Origin of the sequence: Streptomyces pacificus (genome assembly GCF_011766325.1) — a bacterium.
Lineage (GTDB): Bacteria > Actinomycetota > Actinomycetes > Streptomycetales > Streptomycetaceae > Streptomyces > Streptomyces pacificus.
The window spans coordinates 1-3,206 of record NZ_BLLG01000045.1; the positions used below are offsets into that span (position 1 = coordinate 1).

Here is a 3,206-nt window from a genome sequence, read left to right on the forward strand (position 1 = left end):
TGCATGTGAGGGGCGTTCCCGTCGACTGGTCCCCGTTCTACGAAGGCGGACACCATGTCGACCTCCCCACCTACCCCTTCCAACGCCAGCGCTACTGGCCCTCGGTCTCGGTCAGCGCGGGCGACGCGTCCAGGCTGGGGCTGACCGCCGTCGGACACCCCCTGCTCGGAGCCGCCGTCGAGCTCGCGGGCGGCGAAGGGGTCCTCTTCACGTCGCGGCTGTCGCCCAGCGGCCATCCCTGGTTGGCCGACCACGTCGTGGCCGGCCGGATGCTGCTCCCGGGGACCGCCTTCGTCGAACTGGTGCTGCGTGCGGGAGAAGAGGTGGGTCTGGACCGACTGGACGAGCTGACCCTGTCGGTTCCGCTGGTGCTGCCGGCGGACAGCGCCGTCGAGGTCCAGGTCTCCGTCGGAGCTGCTGATGGCACCGGACGCCGCCCGGTCACCGTGTACTCACGGCTCGACGCCGGCACTCCCTGGCTGGAGCACGCCAGCGGCTTCCTGGCGGCGGGCGTCGCCGAAGACGACTTCGATGCGACGACATGGCCGCCGCCCGGCGCCGAGCCGGTTCCCGTGGACGGGTTCTACGAGCGACTCGCCGACGCGGGCTTCGCCTACGGATCCGCCTTCCTGGGCCTGCGGGCCGTGTGGCGGCTCGGTGACAGCGTGTACGGAGAGGTCGGCCTGCCCGACGACGTGGACGCCGCGGGCTATGGACTGCACCCGGCGCTCCTGGACGCTGCGCTGCACACCGCCGAACTGAGCGCGGCCGGCGGGGGATTGCCGTTCGTGTGGCGGGGCGTGTCCCTGCACGCCACCGGCGCATCCGTGCTGCGGACGCGGATCCGGGTTGGCGGCCAGTCGGTGTCCGTGTCCCTCGCCGACGCCACGGGCGCCCCGGTCGCCTCAGTCGAATCCCTGCTCACCCGCCCGCTGTCTTCCGACGACGCGGGTACGGGGATCGCACGAGAGGCGCTCTTCCACGTCGACTGGACGCCCGTCGAACTGCCCCCCCGCACCGCTTCCGATGTCGTGTTCGAGCACCTCTCGGCACCCTCGGACGACGTCGCCGACTCCGCGCACGACGTCGCCAAGCAGGCCCTGGCCAGAATCCGGGAATGGCTGGCCGACGAGCGGCCCGAGCGTCTGGTGTTCGTCACCCGTGCCGGTGACCTGGCTGCTTCCACCGCATGGGGTCTGGTGCGTACGGCACAGACCGAGCACCCCGGCCGGTTCGGCCTCATCGACCTCGACGACCTCACCCCGCAGGAGGTGCTGGACCGGGCGCAGGCTCTGGACGAGCCGCAGTTGCGTATCCGAGGCGGCGAAATCGCCGTGCCGCGCCTGGCTCGCCTTGCCCCCGCGGCCACACCGACCGAATGGGCCGGCCGGGTGCTGATCACCGGCGGCACCGGTGGTCTCGGCATGCTCGTCGCCCGCCACCTGGTCGCCGTCCATGGTGTGCGCGAGCTGCTGCTGGTCAGCCGCCGGGGTGAGGCCGACACCGCCGAGCTGGAGGAACTGGGCGCGCACGTCGTCGTCGAGGCGTGCGACGTCTCCGACCGCGACTCGGTGGCCGCACTGCTGGAACGGCACACGGTGGGAGCCGTCGTGCACACGGCGGGAGTGCTCGACGACGGGGTCGTGGAGTCCCTGACGGGTGAACGCATCGACGCCGTGCTCGCGCCGAAGGTGGACGCCGCCTGGCACCTGCACGAACTGACCTCGGACCTCTCCGCCTTCGTCGTCTTCTCCTCCGTCGCCGGCGTCCTCGGCACCGCCGGGCAGGGCAACTACGCGGCCGCCAACACCTTCCTGGACGCCCTGGCCGAGCACCGCAGGGCAGCCGGGCTGCCCGCGACCTCGCTGGCATGGGGCCCGTGGCTCACCGGCATGATGTCCGGCGCCGACGCCGACCGCATGGCCCGTGGCGGCATCCCGGGCATCTCCGCCGAACAAGGCGTCGAGCTGTTCGACGCCGCACTCGCGGCCGGCGCGGCGGAGGCGGTTCCGGTGCGTCTCGATCTGCCGCTGCTGCGTGGCCGCGGCGAGATCGCACCGCTGCTGCGCGGCCTGATCCGGGTCCGGGCCCGCCGGGCGGTCGCCGGTTCGGACACCGCCGCTACACTGGCGGAGCGGCTGGCGGCACTGCCCCCCGAGGGACGTCGCGAGGCGGCGCTGGACCTGGTGCGCGGCCAGGTCGCGGCGGTGCTCGGCCACAAGGGCACCGAGGACATCGACCCCGGCCAGTCGTTCCAGAGCCTGGGCTTCGACTCGTTGACCGCCGTCGAGATGCGCAACCAGCTGACCACAGGGACCGGCCTGCGTCTGTCCAGCACCCTGATCTTCGACTACCCCAACGCCGCGATGCTCGCGGACCACCTGCTGGACGAGCTGTTCGGCGCCGACGAGACGGCGACGGCGCTGCCCGCCGCTGCCGCCACGCACACGGTCGACGACCCGATCGTGATCGTGGGCATGGCCTGCCGCTACCCGGGCGGTGTCGCCTCCCCGGAGGATCTGTGGCGTCTCGTGGCCGACGGGACCGACGCCGTCACCGGTTTCCCGACCAACCGCGGCTGGGACCTGGACGCGCTGTACGACCCCGACCCGGACCACCTGGGCACCACCTACACCAGGTCGGGCGGTTTCCTGCACGACGCGGGCGAGTTCGACCCGGCGTTCTTCGGCATGTCCCCGCGCGAGGCACTGTCGACCGACTCGCAGCACCGCCTGCTGCTGGAGACCTCCTGGGAGGCACTGGAGCGAACGGGCATCGACCCGACGACCTTGCACGGCTCCCGCACCGGCGTGTTCGCGGGCGTCATGTACACCGACTACTCGGTGCTGATCGGCGGTCCGGAGTTCGAGGGTTACCAGAGCATGGGCAGCGCGGGCACCTTCGCCTCCGGCCGGGTGTCGTACACGTTCGGCTTCGAGGGTCCGGCCGTGACGGTCGACACGGCGTGCTCGTCGTCGCTGGTGGCGCTGCATCTCGCGGCCCAGGCGCTGCGCGGCGGCGAGTGCACCCTGGCGCTGGCCGGTGGTGTGACGGTGATGTCCACTCCGTCGACGTTCGTCGAGTTCTCCCGTCAGCGCGGTCTGTCCGCTGACGGCCGCTGCAAGGCGTTCTCCGATGCGGCCGACGGTGTGGGTTGGTCCGAGGGCGCTGGTGTGCTGGTGTTGGAGCGGTTGTCGGATGCGGTG

General features: G+C 72.1%; 1 protein-coding gene. It reads left to right on the plus strand.

All coding sequences use genetic code 11. The features are described from left to right. On the plus strand, positions 1-3,206 hold a 3,206-nt coding region (locus tag SCWH03_RS28140; RefSeq protein ID WP_173267736.1), incomplete at both ends, for a type I polyketide synthase.